This is a genomic window from Lysinibacillus fusiformis (genome assembly GCF_016925635.1).
In the GTDB taxonomy this organism is placed as follows: domain Bacteria; phylum Bacillota; class Bacilli; order Bacillales_A; family Planococcaceae; genus Lysinibacillus; species Lysinibacillus fusiformis_F.
The window spans coordinates 324,469-341,765 of sequence record NZ_CP070490.1; the positions used below are offsets into that span (position 1 = coordinate 324,469).

26 protein-coding genes and 1 pseudogene are annotated in these 17,297 nt (G+C 35.6%); 6 read left to right on the forward strand and 21 right to left on the reverse strand.

What is annotated here, in order from left to right; translation table 11 throughout:
- Positions 1 to 234: 234 nt before the first annotated feature.
- Both JTI58_RS01500 and JTI58_RS01505 read right to left on the reverse strand, forming a co-directional pair.
- Complete coding sequence (locus JTI58_RS01500; protein ID WP_205444750.1) at positions 235 to 756, reverse strand: DinB family protein; 522 nt, start codon at positions 754 to 756, stop codon at positions 235 to 237.
- A gap of 147 nt (positions 757 to 903) precedes the next feature.
- Complete coding sequence (locus JTI58_RS01505; RefSeq protein ID WP_205444751.1) at positions 904 to 1,125, reverse strand: hypothetical protein; 222 nt, start codon at positions 1,123 to 1,125, stop codon at positions 904 to 906.
- A gap of 273 nt (positions 1,126 to 1,398) precedes the next feature.
- Between JTI58_RS01505 and JTI58_RS01510 the strand changes: the two genes are divergently transcribed.
- From JTI58_RS01510 to JTI58_RS25010, 6 genes and pseudogenes are all read left to right on the forward strand, one after another.
- Positions 1,399 to 1,578 (forward strand): hypothetical protein, encoded by a 180-nt coding sequence (locus JTI58_RS01510; protein ID WP_205444752.1) that lies wholly within the window; start codon positions 1,399 to 1,401, stop codon positions 1,576 to 1,578.
- Between the two features lie 333 nt (positions 1,579 to 1,911).
- A complete protein-coding gene (locus JTI58_RS01515) occupies positions 1,912 to 2,466 on the forward strand; it encodes a hypothetical protein (RefSeq protein ID WP_205444753.1) in 555 nt (184 codons plus the stop codon).
- Between the two features lie 827 nt (positions 2,467 to 3,293).
- Positions 3,294 to 3,485, forward strand: a pseudogene (locus JTI58_RS01520) (tyrosine-type recombinase/integrase); the annotation flags it as partial.
- A gap of 507 nt (positions 3,486 to 3,992) precedes the next feature.
- Entirely contained in the window at positions 3,993 to 4,505 is a 513-nt protein-coding gene (locus tag JTI58_RS01525; RefSeq protein WP_205444755.1) for a hypothetical protein, read from the forward strand.
- Between the two features lie 101 nt (positions 4,506 to 4,606).
- Complete coding sequence (locus tag JTI58_RS01530) at positions 4,607 to 5,128, forward strand: PH domain-containing protein (protein ID WP_205447032.1); 522 nt, start codon at positions 4,607 to 4,609, stop codon at positions 5,126 to 5,128.
- Positions 5,129 to 5,186: 58 nt separating this feature from the next.
- Positions 5,187 to 5,312 (forward strand): hypothetical protein, encoded by a 126-nt coding sequence (locus JTI58_RS25010; RefSeq protein WP_279381300.1) that lies wholly within the window; start codon positions 5,187 to 5,189, stop codon positions 5,310 to 5,312.
- Positions 5,313 to 5,422: 110 nt separating this feature from the next.
- Here JTI58_RS25010 and JTI58_RS01535 read toward each other — a convergent pair whose 3' ends face one another.
- The 19 genes from JTI58_RS01535 to JTI58_RS01625 form a co-directional block, all read right to left on the reverse strand.
- Positions 5,423 to 6,154, reverse strand: coding sequence for an N-acetylmuramoyl-L-alanine amidase (locus JTI58_RS01535; RefSeq protein ID WP_205444756.1), 732 nt, complete (start codon positions 6,152 to 6,154; stop codon positions 5,423 to 5,425).
- A complete protein-coding gene (locus JTI58_RS01540; protein ID WP_205444757.1) occupies positions 6,154 to 6,420 on the reverse strand; it encodes a holin in 267 nt (88 codons plus the stop codon). The genes JTI58_RS01535 and JTI58_RS01540 overlap by 1 nt, the downstream gene beginning before the upstream one ends.
- Complete coding sequence (locus JTI58_RS01545; protein WP_173477982.1) at positions 6,420 to 6,719, reverse strand: hypothetical protein; 300 nt, start codon at positions 6,717 to 6,719, stop codon at positions 6,420 to 6,422. Before JTI58_RS01545 ends, JTI58_RS01540 begins: the two co-directional genes overlap by 1 nt.
- A gap of 135 nt (positions 6,720 to 6,854) precedes the next feature.
- Complete coding sequence (locus JTI58_RS01550; RefSeq protein WP_173477983.1) at positions 6,855 to 7,064, reverse strand: hypothetical protein; 210 nt, start codon at positions 7,062 to 7,064, stop codon at positions 6,855 to 6,857.
- Positions 7,065 to 7,262: 198 nt separating this feature from the next.
- The gene (locus tag JTI58_RS25180) at positions 7,263 to 7,538 is read right to left on the reverse strand and encodes a hemoblobin-interacting domain-containing protein (RefSeq protein WP_431844406.1); all 276 of its coding nucleotides are present in this window, start codon (positions 7,536 to 7,538) and stop codon (positions 7,263 to 7,265) included.
- Positions 7,539 to 7,839: 301 nt separating this feature from the next.
- Complete coding sequence (locus tag JTI58_RS01560; RefSeq protein ID WP_205444758.1) at positions 7,840 to 8,037, reverse strand: hypothetical protein; 198 nt, start codon at positions 8,035 to 8,037, stop codon at positions 7,840 to 7,842.
- A gap of 79 nt (positions 8,038 to 8,116) precedes the next feature.
- Positions 8,117 to 8,260, reverse strand: coding sequence for a hypothetical protein (locus tag JTI58_RS01565; protein ID WP_205444759.1), 144 nt, complete (start codon positions 8,258 to 8,260; stop codon positions 8,117 to 8,119).
- Positions 8,253 to 8,504 carry a hypothetical protein gene (locus JTI58_RS01570; RefSeq protein ID WP_205444760.1) on the reverse strand — a complete coding sequence of 84 codons (252 nt, stop codon included), beginning with the start codon at positions 8,502 to 8,504 and terminating at the stop codon, positions 8,253 to 8,255. Before JTI58_RS01570 ends, JTI58_RS01565 begins: the two co-directional genes overlap by 8 nt.
- Positions 8,505 to 9,827 carry a PKD/REJ-like domain-containing protein gene (locus tag JTI58_RS01575; protein ID WP_205444761.1) on the reverse strand — a complete coding sequence of 441 codons (1,323 nt, stop codon included), beginning with the start codon at positions 9,825 to 9,827 and terminating at the stop codon, positions 8,505 to 8,507.
- Positions 9,828 to 10,469 (reverse strand): hypothetical protein, encoded by a 642-nt coding sequence (locus JTI58_RS01580; protein WP_205444762.1) that lies wholly within the window; start codon positions 10,467 to 10,469, stop codon positions 9,828 to 9,830.
- Positions 10,466 to 10,765 carry a hypothetical protein gene (locus JTI58_RS01585; protein WP_205444764.1) on the reverse strand — a complete coding sequence of 100 codons (300 nt, stop codon included), beginning with the start codon at positions 10,763 to 10,765 and terminating at the stop codon, positions 10,466 to 10,468. Before JTI58_RS01585 ends, JTI58_RS01580 begins: the two co-directional genes overlap by 4 nt.
- The gene (locus JTI58_RS01590; protein ID WP_205444765.1) at positions 10,759 to 11,394 is read right to left on the reverse strand and encodes a putative phage tail protein; all 636 of its coding nucleotides are present in this window, start codon (positions 11,392 to 11,394) and stop codon (positions 10,759 to 10,761) included. The genes JTI58_RS01585 and JTI58_RS01590 overlap by 7 nt, the downstream gene beginning before the upstream one ends.
- A complete protein-coding gene (locus tag JTI58_RS01595; protein WP_243456277.1) occupies positions 11,387 to 12,451 on the reverse strand; it encodes a baseplate J/gp47 family protein in 1,065 nt (354 codons plus the stop codon). Before JTI58_RS01595 ends, JTI58_RS01590 begins: the two co-directional genes overlap by 8 nt.
- Positions 12,448 to 12,900 (reverse strand): DUF2634 domain-containing protein, encoded by a 453-nt coding sequence (locus tag JTI58_RS01600; RefSeq protein ID WP_205444767.1) that lies wholly within the window; start codon positions 12,898 to 12,900, stop codon positions 12,448 to 12,450. Before JTI58_RS01600 ends, JTI58_RS01595 begins: the two co-directional genes overlap by 4 nt.
- On the reverse strand, positions 12,890 to 13,315 hold the full coding sequence (locus JTI58_RS01605; protein ID WP_205444768.1) for a DUF2577 family protein: 426 nt from the start codon (positions 13,313 to 13,315) through the stop codon (positions 12,890 to 12,892). The genes JTI58_RS01600 and JTI58_RS01605 overlap by 11 nt, the downstream gene beginning before the upstream one ends.
- Positions 13,315 to 14,259, reverse strand: coding sequence for an XkdQ/YqbQ family protein (locus tag JTI58_RS01610; protein WP_205444769.1), 945 nt, complete (start codon positions 14,257 to 14,259; stop codon positions 13,315 to 13,317). The genes JTI58_RS01605 and JTI58_RS01610 overlap by 1 nt, the downstream gene beginning before the upstream one ends.
- Positions 14,256 to 14,669 carry a hypothetical protein gene (locus tag JTI58_RS01615; protein WP_205444770.1) on the reverse strand — a complete coding sequence of 138 codons (414 nt, stop codon included), beginning with the start codon at positions 14,667 to 14,669 and terminating at the stop codon, positions 14,256 to 14,258. The genes JTI58_RS01610 and JTI58_RS01615 overlap by 4 nt, the downstream gene beginning before the upstream one ends.
- 12 nt (positions 14,670 to 14,681) lie before the next feature.
- Positions 14,682 to 16,706, reverse strand: coding sequence for a phage tail tape measure protein (locus JTI58_RS01620; protein ID WP_205444771.1), 2,025 nt, complete (start codon positions 16,704 to 16,706; stop codon positions 14,682 to 14,684).
- 188 nt (positions 16,707 to 16,894) lie between these two features.
- Positions 16,895 to 17,296: a phage tail assembly chaperone gene (locus tag JTI58_RS01625; protein ID WP_205444772.1), complete on the reverse strand. Its 402-nt coding sequence runs from the start codon at positions 17,294 to 17,296 to the stop codon at positions 16,895 to 16,897.
- Position 17,297 lies beyond the last annotated feature (1 nt).

A 17,297-nucleotide genomic window follows, 5' to 3' on the forward strand; every position in this document is an offset into this window, starting at 1 on the left:
AAAAATACCCAGTAAACATTAGTTTTTAACTAAAATTTACTGGGTATTACAAGCCATAATAGAGGTGGTTTGTTCTTTAAATGTCTGTATGAAATCTGCCTCGTAATTTCTCTTATTTGGGCATCAAAAAATCTTCCATATCAAATGAATTGGAAGATATTCTGATACGCTATTCACTTTAGGCTAAAAACAATGGATTCTATGACATCGTTTTCTAGCATTTATACATTTCTTCTATTTAGATGTTTCTATATTTATTTGAGCACCTACTGAATCTTTCAATGATGAAGAAAGACCTCGTCTGATTAAATTTGCAGAAACAGGTGCTCTCCCCATTTCCCTCGCCCAAATTGATAGTTGTCCTATATGGTGAATTTCATGTGCAATGGTATGACGAATGACTTCACCCCATGTATGCGTCTCCATACTACCATTTGCTAATGGAATATGAAGTATACGCTCTTCCATACTGTCCTCCCATTGATTTACAAAGCTTTCGACATCTAAATGAAATGCGGCTTGCAATTTACGAACCTTTTCCAAGCTATTATATTCATCAAAGCTCTCCTGAAAGTCTGTTTTCCCTTGTAATAGACGAATCCAACTCCATTCAACATCAATGATATGGAAAAGTGTGTGTAATATACTGCCCATTCCTCCAGTTCGGTTTTGCAAAAGTTCTTCTTCAGTCAACTCTTCACACCAACGAAACCAATCTTCCCGAACTAGCCAATTATATTTAAAAAATATTTGCAAAAAGCACCTCCATAGTTGTTGAAAAATATTATAACTCACTATTTCTTCATATAAAGTGAGGATCCCTTCTTTGCTCTTTTCAGATAACCAAATAAGCACTGCAAGTAACACAGGTATAGCAACATTTCTGAGGTCAAAGTCTAGTAATTACCACTTCTGGTTACTCTTATGAATTTTTCTATAAACATAATCTGCGTTATCTAAGTTTTTCCAGCTACTAATAAAATTTAGTATTAGCATAAAAATTCCAAATAAAATAAATGCCACCATATATTTACCTATGAAAAATAAAACAAACGTTGCAACCAAAAGTAATAGCATTAAAATTATTACGAGGATTTGTAATTTCCCCTTTTTCTTCTCATCCATCTGTTCAACCTCCAATCAAAGCGCCGATACTTTTCTAAAATGTTTTCTTTGGTTTATTTTACCATAATATATGTAAGCGCTCCATAATTAACCTTATTGAATTCATTTTTTTCTAAATAATCAATTATTTAATATAACATCCCAACATCAGAAATTTCCTATCTGATTTACCTTACATAATCTTGGGGTGATCTGAAATTTTAAGGATAAAATAGAAATAAACAAGGGATATTTTATAGGATAAGTTAAATAATATCTTTAGGAGGTGTCGACATGAAACGAAATAATAAAAATACAGAATTTGCAACAGACGAGCCAACAAAACAAGCATTTGCTAGTGGAGCAGACCCAAAAAAACCTAATGGGCGCAAAGAATATACGGAAGCCCCACGCCCACAACGTGAAGAAGACCTTATAATTGATGAGAAAAAAGGTAAGTCCACTTCATTATAAGATAAGACAATTTAGCGTTTTAACTATTTTGACCACTCTATTATGGGTGGTCTTTTTAATTATCTCCTCATCATGTATCACCATACAAAAAATTGAGACCACCCATAAGGTCCTACACCCCTAAAGTTAGAGTCAGAAATCTACTTTAAGGGGGTAGGACCTAACAGAGTGGTCTTTCATCTATCTATTAAATCCATACTATTTTATTAGCTCATATCATCGTCAATATATATATTAAGGTAAAAAAAGAAATTTATGTTTTTTAACCTAATTTTAACCTTTTATTGGTAATCTATATTTGTTTCAATATTAAAATTACTAGGAGGAATTATTATGACAGTAGCTGTAAAAAATTTTAGTAGTATTATGAACCAAATGAGAGATGCTTATACGGGAGAACAAACCAAAGAATTTTCTTTAGCAGAGTTCATTGGACTTCAAGCTCCTTCATTATCAGACACACCTGATGAATTGCACAAACTAACACAAGAATATCAAGAGAATGTTAATCATTTTTATGTACAAGAAGAAATAGACTTAAAAGAAAATGTTAAGCAATTAGAAAATGATAAAAACCAAACAGCTTTTTTTGAAAATATGCGTAAGAAAAAAGATGAAGCTTTAAAAAAGTCTGAAGACATGATCAATAAATACTACGATTCATTGATAGATTTTGGTGAAGAGCATCCAGCAGCCCAAACACTAATCCTTACTCTTGCTGATAAAGTCGGTGCCTTTATACAAGATATGATGAATAAAGTTTTAAATGTTTTTGTTAAAGTTGTGGAAACTGTAAAAAATGCAATAAGTGCTGCTATTAATTTCATCTCCTCTACTTTTAATTCAATTGTTAATACTACGAAAAATTTCTTTTCTAGTTTATTTTAAAAACATTCTTAGCAGGACTGTCTATGCTATGTATCATAAAGTATCATTTCAGCAGTACCTATGGTTTTCTAATAAAAAAGTAGTTATTTATTAGATTGCTTCTCTAAAGATAAAACAGGTGTGAAGGTGCTCCTCAGCACTTCACACCTGTTTATTCATTTTAATTCTTAATTATGCAATTCTCTATATTCTAATTCTAGCACCTCTTTTTATCTCGATAGCTCTGTATGATAGAGGAACAATAAATGCTCACCAATAATAAACTCGGGATTTTCCTTAATCCCTGAACATATGATATTTCTGGCTGACTCAAGCTTTAATAAAGCTAAATCAATTTCTACTTTCCACTCCCCATACTTTTTTGTCTTAAAAAATCCTCTATTCGAAATTTTGATTGGAAGATGATTTGGGAACTCCATAAATATTTGAGCAACGAAAAAAGGGATTCAATGCCCCGGACCGAAGCCCTGACCTAATCCCTAATTTTTCTCAAACCTTTATCCCTAAAGGCTTGAGACCTGTTTTATTGAGTCCCAGTAGGACATACTACATTAATGATATACCAATGGCTTACAAATTGTATGTTTACCTTGCTTTTTTAGACTACCCATCCCAGAGTGGTCTTTAACTACCTACACTTGTTCATTAGTTATTAATCAACTTTCAAGTAATGTATAGAATTTTTCAAAATTTGATTCGTATTCAGGGAATTTAACTTTTGCAAATTTAAAAGCTGTCGAAGTAAGAATAGCTCTTGTAGAAAGCATATTAAAATTCCCTTTATTGTCTACCCCTGAAAATCGAATAGGTTGAAGAATCTTCTCTCCGTCCTTTTTTACGATTTAAGACATACTTCGGCCACCCTATTACTTCATGCTGGTGAACATCCTAAAGTTATTCAATCGAGATTAGGCCATTCTAATATCACAACGACAATGAATACTTATGGGCACCTTTTACAAGAAACAGATCAACGGGCTAGTTCTCATTTTGATAAACTTTTCGATGAAAAAAAGTGATTTGGGCACCAGCAGGAGATTTATACATCAATGTATAAAAATAAAAAACCCTACAACCGTTGTGGCTGTAAGGCTTTGCTTGACGTCCCAGGAGGAAGTATCTAATACTCCCAAAACGTTGATATGTCTGACTTTATATAAACTATTGTGTAGAAAATGTGTAGAAAATAATTGTTATATGCATTATTAGTTAATAAGGTAATTCACTCAAAATGATGCCCTCGGAGGGCATAGTAAAAGTGCATAATATCAACGTTTTATAGGGTTATTGTGTAGCATTTGTGTTGCGACAATTAATCCTTGTTTTTTTTGCACTTAAATTACTTCTCTTACTCTACTAGGAATCGCACTCTTTATCAATAGGAAATTATCCATTTTGAAATAACAGATAATTGGCTTAATAGAGTATATACTTATTAATAGAAACTAGATAAGTTGTATGTTTTTTATATGTACATTTCTCCCATAATTTCCTACAATAGAATTATTGAGGGAGGATTTTAAACTATGAAAAAATTTTTTTATGTTGGTGTTTTATCAGCACTTTTACTAACTGCATGTGGAGAAGAAACTGCTCCTAAAGAGAATACTTCAACTACTGCACAAACTGATACGAATACTAAACAAGCTGATACAAATACTGAGGTGTTTAATTGGCAGGAGGAAATCTCAAAATTAGCTTCAAATTCTGATACTGCTGCTGATAAGTTTTATGCACTTGAAAAAATGCTAATGGAATATACTGCAACTGATTCAGAAGTTAAAGAATTTTCAACGTATATTGTTGACGACTATAAATCTGGTAACTACCTAAGTGAAATCGATAATCATGAACGTATGTTAACAAATATTTTTAAATCTTATTATGTTGAGAAAGATAGTGAAGGAGCAATAAAAGACTTCGCTTTTGATTACCTCCAAAACATGAAATATACATATCGTGGTGTCGATACTGTAGATAGTGAAGCTGTAAAATCTAATGAAGAACAAATGAATGAAGCTCTTAAACAAATTCAATAATTATCTCAAGCTACTCAAATCAAAGGAGTAGCTTTTTATGTGTACTATTTACAGGATTTTCTATAATATAAGATTACAAATATCTGTAAGGGGTGCATGACATGGATACAATCGCAGAAACTATTAAATTTGCTGGCTTTGGCAAGAAGAAAGCAATGGCAAAACAAATTCAAATGTTTGATGATCGTTTAACAGATCAAGGTGAAACACTACTCGCTGTTTGTGCATCTGTTAAAGGTACAAAACAGCTTTATGTAACTGACAAACGTATTTTATTACATGAAATCAAAGGCATTGTTTCAAACGATGAAAGAAGCATTCCTTTAGCTTCAATTAGCAGTATTAACATTTCTAATAAGCTTGTTTACTCTACTATTGAAATTGTATCTACTGGAAACAAAGCAATCATTGACGATGTGCCAGCACATATAGCACTTGAAATTAAGAGTGGGATTGAAAATCTAAAGGCAATGGCAAAAACATCTTCTGCTCCTGCAGGTAAAGTGGAAAAGGATATGTATGATGTCGCTGACGAGATCCGTGAATTAAAGGAACTATTAGAGGACGAATTAATAACTCAGGAAGAATTTGATGCGAAGAAAAAGCAGTTACTAGGGATTTAACATGAGATTTATAATAGGTGCATTTGGATTGGTATTCATTATTTTTGGAAGTCTATTAATGAATATAACAGTTGAAGATGCAATGGCTAAAAATATAACTTTAAGGATAGTTGGCGGTATCGTAATGCTTATTGGTATTCTTACTTTGAATAGGGCAATAAACAAAGGTAGAAATAAAAAATGACCAGGTACTCATATGATATGCTCCCTATTAGGTAGACAGATTAAAAAATAAAATCTGTTTATCTAAGGGGAGCAGTTCAATTAATTGAGTTCCTGGGCATTTTAAATAGATTATTTTACCTCATACAACTTTGTGGTTTTACTTTCGTTGTTATATACGAGTTTAAGACCTAACAAACCAGCAATCTCACGGACTTGCACGTAAGTCCTATTGTCTTTAATAATGGCAGGAATGGTTTTGCAATCATTGAATATAACTTTAGCTTCTGTAGTCTGTGCCACTGGTACTCCCTCCTTTTTTATGGTGTATCCAATATGTGCAGCTAACACTGTTGCTACAGCTTGGCAAATAGGCTCAAAGTGTTGGTCCATTAATTCAATATCTTTTTTACTGTTAACAAACCCGAATTCAATAAGTATGGCAGGTTCATAAGTTCTTACAAGCACACCTAAATCTGTACGTTTTTTAGCTCCTCGGTTCTTCAATCCACTAACACTACAAATGGCATCTACTATTTCTTTTGCTATAGCTACTTGGTCATAATATAGCACCTCAGCTCCAATGGCTTGATCTGTTACAGATCCACTAGCATTAAGATGGCCAGATACGATAAATCCATTTCGATCTGCATTATGATGAGCAATTAAATTATTGATATTTTGAATTTGATTCTTCGAAATTTTATCTTCGTAATAAGTCGCTGGTACACCATTCGCAATACAAATGTCGTAAATTCGTTTGATAAATTTACGAGCATATTGTACTTCATCAATTAAACTATTGGCACCCGTACCATCCCCATAATGCCCTACGTGGAATTCTATTTTTTGTGGCCTTGTCATTACTGCTCACCTTCTTTTTTAGCAGCCTTGAGCAAATCGAACGTTCCTGAAGCTGTTAGACCAGCCACAAAGCCAGCCATCAACATGACGTATGCTGGATACTCTGATAACGGCCAACAAACTATCCCAATAAAAATACCAATCACTACCGACGTGATTGGCATGTATTGTGTATTAATTTTAAATGTCTTTTTCAGTACCTCTGAAACGGCTAATACGATAGCCACCATCACCATTGCAATCATAAAAATGTTTGTTAAATCCATTATTCATCATCCTTTTCATTGTTTTTATGTTTGAGCGAGTGTTTTTCGATACGGTCCACTCGACCTTCTAATACGTTCAGCGATCGGTTCATACCTTCTAGTGCGATTGCTGTTCTTTCTTGTGATTCATTTGACCGTTCTAGATGGTCCATTAATTTGTTTTCTCGTTCTTCTGCTCGGTTCATTAGATTATCATTTTTGCTTATTAAATAGCGAAATGCCCCAAACGCTATAATTAAACAAGCTATCGCCCATACTGCTTGGCTTGTAGCAATTTCATTTACTGCAGCTACATCCATTCCATCACCAATCCTTTGCCCTATTCAATTAAAATTAAAAAGCTATGAGAAGCATCGAGATTCAGTAACATGTACTGTTGCCCGTCTCGATTGTTCTCATAGCGCATAATAAAAAGCACCCTCAGTTGAGAGTGCTTATAATTCAGAAATTCCGGTAACTTTTATACTGTAATAACCATATTGTCTCTTTAATTCTTTAATAATTAAATCAATCAATACACGCTCTTCCAAAGTACCATCTTCTAAATCTTCATAAGAGTAATCATCAAAATACATTATTTCGAAACCTTTTTCTATCGGAGAATTTATAGTAGCATTATAAATAAATTTTACCGATATATTCATTATCATCATCTCCCTTTTAATTACCAAATTCTACAAATGGTATGATTTTCCTTCTAATGATGAAAATAAAAAGACAAAAAAGTTTTTACTTAAGTATGGTCAGTTACTGAACAATATGGGACAAATGTTTATCATTATAGTAAAAGCACCCTCAATAGAGAGTGCAATAAAACTAATTAATACTAAATTAACTCACCATTATAGGCCTGAAATAACCGTGACAATTGTATCTGGGTACCCTGTAGCTTTAATAGTTATTATCCAAGTTCCATCTTGAAGGAACCTACGATTTAGAAACTCAAGTTGTCCGTTGGTAAATTTAGCCTCATTTGTGTAATCAAAGACATTAGATCCATACATATTATGAGTAAACGTGAAGCTCGTAAATGCAGCTCTCCAAGCCAAATCATCATTAAAACTAAATACAAAAGGTGTAGACCTTACTACCTGGTGGATACTAGAACTAGAACCTATAGTTAATGGAACCGCGTTTACATTTACGTTGCTATTCTCGTCTTATACCTTCTCTATATATCGGTTTTATAACGAGCCTTCACCGTACAGGCGACTTTCATCGCATACGGCGATCCGTCAGCAGTAGATCTTCAAAATTTATTTCCCCAATTCTAGTATATTCTATCAACATTAAATTTAGGTTAAATATTTTAGACAAAATGTTAATGTACCATGAGAAGCATTGAGATTAAGTAACATTGCCCATCTTGATTGGTCTCATAGCGCATAATAAAAGCACCCTCAGTTGAGAGTGCTTAGTTTATTGTCTGTAATGCCAACCTTTACGGATTTCAATTTGTTTTTGAATTGCTCCTACTTCCCTTTGCATTCCTGCCGCAATATAAGGAGAAATTCTTTCCATTTCCTCTCGATCAGAAATTACCTTTGCAACATTTTCAAAAAATGCTTTTTCTTCTTCTGAATACGTCATTCCACTTCTTTCTGTACTAACAGACATGTTATCCTCCCCTTTCACCTACTCTTTCGACAAAATGAAAGGATTCCCTTCTAAAAATGACAATAAAAATAACGCTAAGCTATGCTTGCGTTTCTCCTTCGTCTAGCTTCTTATAAACAACTTCACGTAAATTAGATAGATTAGGTACCTCCTCGCGCTTGTCAGGATTCGTTTTAACAAAATTGCACCAAATTCCGACTAAGCCACTGTTTTCATTAAACATCATTTTCACCTCCAGGTAGCGACATTGCAATTAATGTGGAAAGTTCCATAATAGCATTTTCTTGTCCTTCAAGACGTTGTTCTTGCATTGCCATATAAGATGACATTTCCATCATGCTACCAAGCAATAATTTATTTTCTTGCTCTAAACGAACAGCCTTTTCCTCTGCTGTTTCTTCAATCCCGAATTTTTTTATTCCACCAATAGTTCCGTCTGGATTACGTACTTTGTACTCAAATGGCATTTAGTCCACCGCCCCCGAAATAAGATGAATTTTATGATTGAACGATAAATCTGTACGTGATGGTGTGATTTTCAGAATAATGTTTTGCTTCTCTTCTGAAACTGTGTGTTCGAAAGTATCTTCTACAGTGCCACTATTTGTCGGTGCAGTATTAACTGGTGTGAGGGTGATGTATTGTTCCTGTTCTCCTGTCAAAGTCATTGACAACTCGACTTTTACTACCAAATCTGCGTCACGCTCAATAAATAATAAAACACCCTTTGCTGATCCTTTTGGTGGCTCAATTTTATAACGGGCTACGGATTGCAAAATAGGTGTTTTCACTGTGTTTTTATTAAGTTTTATCGTCTTACTAGTCTTTGCACCATAATTATCAACTACCTCAACAATAATTGTATTTTCGCCAACAACTAGCTGAGAAAGCGATATTTCGAACTCCCATGCCCCTCCTGAACCATCATAGATATCTACCGCATTACCTGTATTGATTCTATAAGACACTTTTACATTAGCGTTCGCGTCCGGATCGCCTGAAGTTCCACTGATTGTAAATTTATCTGTATCTATAATTCCACTAGGTATGATGGTGTCCACTGAAAGTAATGGTGCTCGGTTAGGTACAACATAAAATGTACGCTCTACAGTGGTAGATTGTCCACCTTCGCTATCAACTGCCCAAACTTTAAGTGAATGGGCTACTCCATCAGCTAAAACTCCTGTAATAGCGACCTCTCCGTCAAATAACTTGCTGCCTTTAAATATTAGTTGCTTTGACAGCGGGATTTGCATCTGGCTTAAATTTGTCGCTAATACCCGTTTGGGATTATCATCAATTTGATAATAAGCTGTAACTGACTGGTTAGGGTCAGTATCGTTTGTAGTGCCAGTAATATTCAAACTGTCATTTTCGTAAAGAGTTAAGTTATTTGATGGTGTACTTAATAAAACTGTCGGCAAAGCGTTTATGAGCATAGCATATAAGTTTAATTCTGTAGACCAGTTTGTTCTAACAGCTTTAAATGTCCCATACGATTTTCCTTTATCGAGTATTACTTCATCACCTGGTTTAAGAGTCAAGTTATCGCCTTGATAGTTTATCCGATATCTTATTTCATTCGAAATACTACCATATGCTTCATTCACAAGTTTATAAAAATATTTTTTGAAATCTAAATTTGTGATGATTTCTGTGCCACCACCACCTGCACGATACTGTTTTACAAATGCATTATTGACATCATTGCCACTAACATCTATAACTTGGTTGTCAGCACTGTTATCAACAGTTTTTACATACATAGATTTGACTTTAGCCCAAGCCAATTAAACCACCTCCACTAACTGAACATCATAAGTCTGCCAATCACCGACACCCATTTCAGCGTTGGTAATATCAATATTTACATTACTGCGAGCCACTTTAGCGCCCTTTTTGAACCCAAATGCAAGAGCCTGTACAGTGATAGTCTTAGCACTCGTATCGATTGCTGTAATTAATACATCTTCATTATTTACATCATCAAAAATAGTGACTTGTGTGAATGGTATAAAACCATCAACACTAGCCACTTTTAAGGTAGTTGTCCCAGCCGTAATAGCCTCAATAATGTCTGTCAAAGCTTTGTCTAATTTGATTTTATTTGTGCTGCCATCTAAAGGATCAGCAAAGGTTCCTGAATTACCAGGTACACGTCCATCCAGCTCTAGTTGAATTTGTAAACGTCTAATTAACGTTTTTAATTCATCAATCCCTTTGTGAGCGTATAAAATTCCTTCATCCATGTAATTCAACAAGGACGCTTTAATGCGTGTACCATCTGATAATGTTTCATATTTTGTATGGCCAGTAAGAGGATCAATTTCAATTTCTCCATTACTATCACGCTTTGGAATCAATTTCCCATCCGAACCAACTTTAAAAATAATGTCTTTCCAACGAATTAAAGAATAACTGTCGTTTATCATAGATTAGTCACCCCTTTTAGATTTATTGCCCATTCAAACACAACTACCAATCCGTTAGGGTTTGGTGAAATCTGCGATTCATAATTATCTAATTCAATGCCCTGAGCATCTATTAATATTGCTTTTGTAACTGCACCATGGCCATCTAAATACACATAAGCTTTAATAGTGTCATTTACTACTTCTATTGAATGTATTTCCTTTTCTACAGCAAGACCGTCTATTGTAATGATCGCTTTGTGCATCATTTTCTTTAAAAATTCAATTGTTCGGTCAACCACTATACGATTTACCATAATCCCACCTCATTTGCATAAATAGCACCACATACAGGTAACGGCACTTCGCCACTATATTTCTTCGACTCAATTTCTACTGTTGAAGAATGTCCTTTACCTGGCAACCCTTCACAATAAACCGCACCGCATATTGGTAATGGCATAGCGTAGTTATAATGCACAGTAGACAACTCAATAACAAAAGACATCAAACGAGCTTCTAATTGCATAGGCAAATGAGCCGGCTTAATGTCTTCTACTATTTCATAAAACGTACTAATATTTTTTATTTCTTTACTGCCATCAGGACGAAAACTAAAAATGATACGGCCATCAAAAGCAACTTCTACCACTGTCTGTAATATAGAAGAAGCAATTGCTTCAAGTATCGCTCTATCGATTTTACTATCAGCTTGCCAACGTGCTTTAATTACTGCTCTGCGTTGCTCATAATCTGCATTAGCTGCAGGTATTATTTTTAGTTCTTTTTCATAGATGGCAAGGCCCCATGTAGCTGTATCAATAAACATTTGATTTCTTACATCGAGTAGTGTTTCATCGATCTTGTTAAATTGTTTTTGTTCTGCATCAATTATATTTTGAAAGACTTTACTTTTACGCAAGTACAACGGTAAATAACTAATCAATAGTTACACCACCTAAAATTGCAATTTCTTCATCTGTTACTGGAATATTAGAGGTAGATCCATTCACGATTAGATTTTCATAATCAATAATGCCCTCGCTTTCTAATATTTCGTATCCAATACGACCATAAGAAATAACGCCTTGTTCAAAGGCAATTTCTTTTAAGTATCTTGTGATGCTTTTGCCTACATTCTCGGATACCACCTCTTTAGTGTATCCCTGTGCCAAAGTAGCTGTGAATGAAATATCAATAGCTTTAGTTGTTGCGCTCACCACTGTACAAAATGCGCCCAGGGATGATTGTCCATCACCTAACCCTCTACCACCTGGATCGATGTGTTCCTGAACCATTTCTATTAATTCTTGTGTTGCTGGCTGCATATTCGCATCAACAATTATTACTTTCACTGTGTTAGGGCCATCCCAAAGAGGAAACACTCTCGCATCACCCACACCGACTACTTCCTTTGCCCAATTTCGATAATGATACTTGTTGTTTGACGTTGCAGGTGTAAGGATTCTTTCGTAATATCGCTTTAATAAATCCTCGTCTGATTCTGCATCATATCCATTTGTGAACGGCACATGATTTACAACTGAAACAATACCTGACAAAGTAACAGGTAGTAGCCTAATAGCCCCAACAGGAACATTCCCTGCTGATCCATCAAGATCACACTCTACTAATACAGTTGCTTTTCCTTCGTCATTAAGTATGACCGATTCAACAGCACTGTAGAAAATAGTGTCTGCCGCAACCTTGTCACCTACATTAATCATTGAAGCTTTTTGGCCGATCACTTCTACATATTCTGTTGCCTTTGTAGCCTGTTTTCGTTCTATGCCTGTGCGCTGATAAACGCGCATTTCTAGCTCGTCACCTTTTAAATTATCGATGTTAAGCTTTGCTTTTACTTCGTCTACTTCTGAATATACTTTTTCTAATTGAATAGCTGCGGGCTTCGTTGCATCAAATGGGAATGAACCCTCTGATTTTTGATACTCATTCGAAATAGCGTCCATCATTTCTTTATGAATCGTTTCAGTATTTTTCAATCAAATTCCACCTCCTGTTGCAACGTATCACCGTTTAATAAATTTACAGTAAAGGAAATAGTCAATGTAGAACCTTCTCTTAAAAACTCCATATCTGCCAGGCTTTCAATTTCAGGGTGTTGAAGTAATGCCTCATGAATTTCACGTTTTAATTCTGACTCTACAAAAGATTGCGGTAGGCTTCGGCCAACAATTAAGTCTTCGATTGTAATACCATATTGTAGTTCAGTTCCATTATCATAGACTTTAAAGCGAAACTTTTCCGTTCTTAGTATTTTCTCGATCCATACTTTGATTGCTTCTTTACCTGTGACCTCTACAAATTTTCCGTTTTGCATTACAAAGTCCCCTTTTTTGAAGTCATATAAAAAAGACTTACCGTAATAGGCAGCCTTTTCGTCTGATTCTATATTCGTTTGAATTTGTTCTTCTGTAATATCAGGAAACATCAAAAGTCACCGCCTTATCAATCACAATGTACTTTTGGTGATCTGCATTCGGGACGAGAATAACTAAGTCAGTTTTTTTAATAGTATCAGTCCACTTAATTTTTCCTTTTGCCTTTAGTGTCTGACTATCCACGTTCAGAGATTGAATACTATGGGAATGTAAGCTAACAACATTGGTTTCACCACAATTTTCATCTGTAAACTGGATCTCTCCCTCTATCTCAAATTCTCGTTCATAATCCTTTAAGATATGAGCAGCAAACACCAAATGTTCTTTATATAAAATCCTTTGGGCATCCAATTTAATCGCTATTTCAGGGAAATCCTCAACAACTTCTCCTACAATATAACCCTCATACGGTTGGTTGTCTCTTTCCTTAAACATCTTTGCAAACTCAACCATTTGCTCGTCCATTAACTCGCCACCTCCAATGACAGTTTCATCATGTGAATGCCTTTATTAGAGGTGTGATTCACCGTTTTAATGAAATAGCGTCCTATTAAGCCAGTTATAGGCTCATTAATAACTAATACACGACCTGCGCGAGCTTCGTCATTTCCAATCAGCTCTATTTCACCTGTTTCAACAATTTTGTTTAATTCTTTCAACATTTTACTGGCGATATTTTTAGCCTGGGCAACATCTTTTTTCCCTACTGTATGCACCTTTTGCATGACACCAAACTTTGACTTATTCTTGGCATCCTCGGCTTTCGCCAATACTTTTGTTACCTTTTCATCGTCTGAAACAACAAGAATAACATTTTTCATTTCAACAGCTGAACGTGATCTACTTGGATTTATGATTGCATCCATATTAAATTTAGCTGAAATGATTAAATCAGAACCTTTGACAATATGAAGCTCTGAACCTCGCATTTCCATTCTATATTTAATGCCTGTTTCTTTTTCGACTTGATCCAATATATCTTTAATGATGTCACTAACCACTTCACCTTTATAGATTTTAGAAATCTTTGTAGCGATTTTTGGTACTGAACATTTTACATTAAATTGACTTAGCAACTTCTTAATGGCTTCACCTGCAGGTATTTTATTGAATTGTATAATGGCCTCATTTTTGTTTAAATAAAAGCCATAATCAAACGCAATATAAGCGCGTGGTGATCTCCCTTTGATTTGTTCATCTAAGACAATCCCCTGCATGATTTCGCCCTTTTTCCCTTTTAAAACAACAATGTCACCTATGGAAACAGTTTGCTTTGGTAGGCCTTGCGTGTCCGTTGAAGCTGCAGAAAAATTTAATTCCATGCCAAGTGAATCAACATTGCTTGCCCAGGATAAACCGCCAACGAGATTAGATATGTTTTTACCATTAACAAATAACTCATGTGTCATTTATTAACCACCTCAATAAACTCTTTTAAATCTAATTTGTATTTAATATCTCCGACTCGATCAGGGCCGTATATGAAGTTTTCAATTATCATTAATTTATTTAACAGCTCTAAGCCTTTTTTTGTACTTACAACCATTCGTAAAGGCTTTCTTACTGTTTTATTACTCATAAAAAACTCAATTGCTTCTTTGCCTTGTACTTCACTTTTACGGAAAGGATATTTTTTCATAGGGAAAAATGAATCTATGGATAAGGTTGTTAATCCTCTTAGACCTGGGATTAGGATCTCTCCCCCTTGTATCGTTTCCATAGTTTCATGCTTTTGTGGATTATCCCACTCTAAATCAGGGGGGACAATTGGCAATTTCAAAATTTTCTTCCTGTCTTTTGTAGCAAAAACAATGTCCAAATTATCCCCTCCTTAAATATTGCTCAAATGTAGTTTTAGTAATGGAACAAGTTCATTTATCACTTCGGCTACTGTTACGCCTTTAGCATGAATATTTTCAATTACAATGCTTATTGCCCCTTTACCTACTGTTTCCGTATTGTTAGTTGTCGTTGTTGTTACAGTATTTGTTGTCACAGCTGGTTGTTGGCCCATCATTTGATCCACGTTGTCAATTGTTCCACCTGCTTGACGTATTCTCTCCGACTGACGCTGTGGAATAATCATTTCGCCTTTGTGAAGTTCGGCAATATATCCATCATAGGGAACACTATTTAAACCTGTTGCGTGAGAACCTGCAACAAAGTTTTTAACTGCGCCTATTCCTTTTCCTATTGCTCCACCAATTTTTGATACCCATTCAGGCGGTTTAAAACTAGTAATTGCATTTTTAAAATCAATGAATTTATCATAAAGACTCTTAAAAAAGCTTGTTACTGGCTGAATCTTTTGAGCTGCCCAATCATAAATGCCCCCGAATACTTCGGTGGTTTTAGCCCACAATTCTCCTGCCTTTGCCTTGACAGTATCCCAATTTCGATATAACAAGACACCTGCAGCAACTACAGCGGCAATTCCAACAACTACCCAAGTCAAAGGACTCGCAAGCATTGCTGTATTCATGGCCCATTGTCCAGCCGTTGCGAGGCCCATTGCGGTTTTAAATCCCTGGACCATAGTAGTAACTGTGGTAATAACCTTTAGTGTTCCCATTCCTGCGGCTACAACCCCTACAGCTGTACCAACGCCAATAAGAGTTTCTTTAATAGGCCCCCAATTTTCCCTAACTGTGTTACCAAATTCAAAGGCTTTTGATACAACGCCTTGAATCTTAGGCACCAATTCATCAGCTTTTTGAGCAACACCTTGTAAAAACTCCTGCGCCCCAGCTCCGTTTACAACATCAGCTATTCCGACTTGAAGTTCTCGCCAGGATGAAATTAACCTGTTTTTAAGACTTCCTTCCACTTTGGCAGAAGCTGATTCAGTTGCTCCTTCAAAATCCTTCATGGCATCTTTAGAACCAAGCATTGCGTACATAGCTCCTGCTTCAAGGTCTTCCCATTTAGTACCGAATAATGCAACGGCTAATTGGTTGGCCGTTACCTGGTCATCCATGCCCTTTAACTCGGCTGTTACTGCACTTGCAACCTCTGCTACCGATGTCTCGCCACGGTTAAAACTTTCCCATAAATCAAAGGTAGATTTACTCATAGCTGAGAATGTTTCATCTGTGGATTTTGAACCGTCCTTAACGCGTATTTGGAACTCTTTCATTACATCATTTACATAGTCTAAGTTGTAAACACCTGCTTTGGCACCACGTTCCATAATGCCGAAGTATTCCTCGGCACTATATCCCATGTTGCCAAACAGGGATGAATACTCTGCAACATTATCAAACATTTCATTACTAAAGTTAAGCCCTCTCTGCCCACCTGCAGTGAACAAATCGAACGCTTTATCTGCAGATATACCGAACGCTTCCATCATATTGTTAGTACCACGAGTGACTTCATTCACATCAGAATCAAAGGTTTTACCTAATAACATTGCTTTGGAAGTAACATTACTAAGTTCCCCATTATCGATGTTATGCATATTTTGTTTTACTCTCGCTAAAGCATTGGTTACTTCATCGATGTTTTCACCATACCCTTTGCCGAATACTTCTTTTGCAGCACTTCCGTACACTTCCATTTGCGAAGCTGTAGCACCTGTTTGGACCTCTAACATATCCAATGAGCTTCCCATGTCCAAGATAGTTTTCCCAACACTAGCCCCAAACCCTGCAATACCTGCAGCACCTAAAGCAGCCACGCCAGCTCCAACAGTTTTAAATATCCTTGTTGCACCTTGTCCAAAGCGTTGAATTTGATTTCCAACTCTTGTGATACCTCGTCCAAAGTCATCAGCCCTGTCACTTGCGCGTCTTAAATTACTAGAAAAATCCCTATCTCGTAATGTTAGAACTGCAGAAATCACGCGTTGCCCCATACTCCCACCTCCTTAGCAACAAAAAAGCTATGAGTTTGCTCCACCCATAGCTTTCATTTCTTCTAATTCTCTATCTAAACTAGCCATCATGATCAATTTTTCGTCATACCTTAAATTCAATAGGTAATCGATAGTAAAGCCCTTTTTCAAATAGTGATGAAGAAAATAAAAATCATCATCACTTTCAATTAGTTTTTTGCTGTTTTAACTGCTACTACGCCTTTCTTGAAACCTGCCATTTCCATTGCGAACTCTGCAAGTTGAGCAACCTCGCCAGGTTCAAAAATCTTATCAACGATTTCTAAAGGCTCTCGAACACCAAATTCAGCTTGAAGTGCTGTATCCTTCAAATTAGGTTCAACCATTGTGTTATACACCATGTAGGCATCTGCTGAATCGGCTGTATCTTCATCACGATTCATTTGGAAAGTTTCCATACACAGTGATTTTTCAGGTTTACGAATTAAAACCTCCGCATTCAAACGTGAAATGGTTACATCTTTTGTTTCCTGTTTGTCCACCGAATACTTTTCCTTTTCTTTTAAAATATCCGTTATTGTTAATCGTTTAGTTTCTTTTTTTGTAGTCATT